Genomic DNA, 1,605 nt, shown 5'->3' with positions numbered 1-1,605 from the left:
AGGCGGGGGCGCTGGTTTGCCAGAAGTTTTTTGGACTCCCGGATCACCTGGTCACACATATAGTTCCCGAACATCCCGATGTGTGCCTGCTCATCGGAGAGGCAGAACTTGTCTGCCAGCCAGTGATAGGCGTCGGGGCGGCTTAAGATTCCCCTCAGCCAGATCTGGTCAAAGATCTGATGTGCCAGCATCCGTTTCTTCCGAAGTTCCTGGTCTGCCAGCGTGCCTTTGGGGATCCGGGTTCCGGGGTGGACACCTACATAGGCGTCACATTTGGGATAGTTGCTGCATACATAAACCTTGCCGCCGTAGGACTTCTCCCCATAGACGAAGGAAGCGTCCCGGAGGATGGCAGTGCCGCCGCAGTATGGGCAGCGGATGGATTTCTTCTGTTTCATAGTCTGTTCACCTCAATTTCATACGTATGGCATAAGTACGGCATACGTTTATCATTCTCTACGTATTGCTTACTTATAGTGTAAGGATAAAGGTGACAGATGCCCATAGGATGAGCGCCGAAACTGGTCCCAGATCCGGACCAAATGGCACGTTTCACCATTTTTACGGCCAGTCAGAGTAAAAGATGGCCTTGATCAGCGGAAACAGGCCGCTGTCCGTGAAGCGCTCATAGTTGACCGGTGTGAAGAGGAATCCGGCGCAGAAGATACGCACCAGAAACAGGATCACCAGAACCTTGCAGACCAGGTACAGCCGCATGGTGCGGGGCGTCCAGGGCTTTGTGGGGCGGAACTTCCGGTACAGGATATACAGCATGGGGAGAAAGATCAGGGTGGTAAATGCCCTGTCGATCCAGCAGATAATCAGAATCAGATAACTCATGTGATGCTCCTCCTTTCGTTTTCTTACTTATCCCATACGTAGAAGCTCCGCAAAACGCAACTTTACCAGTCATAGCAGGCTGCCTCCTGGAGACGCAGCAGTGCCTCCGGAAGACAGGGGGCTTCAAGCAGCCCTTCTTTTTCCAGATAGGGCTGGTACAGGGAGATAAACTGCTCCACGGTCAATGCGCCGGCGCACTCGGTGGGCTCTGGAAGCCGGGCGAAAAGAAGCCTGGCATCCCTCATGAGGAGGACACAGGGCTTCCCCTCCGGATCCGGATGGTATAAAAAGTCCGGCTGTCTGCAATATCCCGGAGCTTTGCAGGAAACGCAGCGCACATATACGCACTGGTGCCAGTTCCCCTCACAGCAGTCCAGAAAATGGCGGATATGCCTGGCGTCCGCCGTACAGTGGGTTCGTTCCATATCTGTCACCTTCCATAGAAACAGGCGGCCCAGTAATAGGAACCGCCTGTTAGAGTCAATGTGTGGGTTATTGGTTATCCTTCTGTTTCCGTCTGTGCAGATACAGGACGGTCAGTGCTCCGGCAAGGACAAGAGCGCCTGCCCCGATGCCGAGGTAAAGAAGGATGGGTGCATCATCCCCAGTCTTGACCGGATTAGAAACGGAAGGTGTTTCCGTCGGTTCTTCCGGTACTTCCGGAGGATTTTCGGAGAGATGTACGGTCTGTCCCGCATCGTCAATATCCTTGTGAGAGCAGATCTCCCGCTGTGTCCCGTCTGCATCTACATAGTAGAGGGTTTC

At 53.8% G+C, this 1,605-nt stretch carries 4 protein-coding genes; all 4 read right to left on the bottom strand.

Features of this window, described 5'->3' with window-relative positions; genetic code table 11:
- Positions 1-398, bottom strand: a 398-nt coding sequence (locus tag B5E53_RS18550) for a DUF3268 family zinc-finger domain-containing protein (RefSeq protein WP_087317606.1), incomplete at its 3' end; no start/stop codon positions are given.
- 163 nt (positions 399-561) lie between these two features.
- Positions 562-840, bottom strand: coding sequence for a hypothetical protein (locus tag B5E53_RS18545; RefSeq protein WP_087317604.1), 279 nt, complete (start codon positions 838-840; stop codon positions 562-564).
- Between the two features lie 62 nt (positions 841-902).
- Complete coding sequence (locus B5E53_RS18540) at positions 903-1,265, bottom strand: hypothetical protein (protein ID WP_087317602.1); 363 nt, start codon at positions 1,263-1,265, stop codon at positions 903-905.
- Positions 1,266-1,332: 67 nt separating this feature from the next.
- Positions 1,333-1,605, bottom strand: a 273-nt coding sequence (locus tag B5E53_RS18535) for an LPXTG cell wall anchor domain-containing protein (RefSeq protein WP_140401542.1), incomplete at its 5' end; no start/stop codon positions are given.

This window comes from Eubacterium sp. An11 (assembly GCF_002161065.1).
GTDB lineage: Bacteria > Bacillota > Clostridia > Lachnospirales > Lachnospiraceae > Anaerobutyricum > Anaerobutyricum faecale.
The sequence above is the reverse complement of the archived record's forward strand: the minus strand, read 5'-3'. Positions and strand labels throughout refer to the sequence as shown.

Coding starts and splice junctions, on each gene's coding strand:
- B5E53_RS18545 (WP_087317604.1), bottom strand. CDS start 840: ATGAGTTATCTGATTCTGATTATCTGCTGGATCGACAGGGCATTTACC.
- B5E53_RS18540 (WP_087317602.1), bottom strand. CDS start 1,265: ATGGAACGAACCCACTGTACGGCGGACGCCAGGCATATCCGCCATTTT.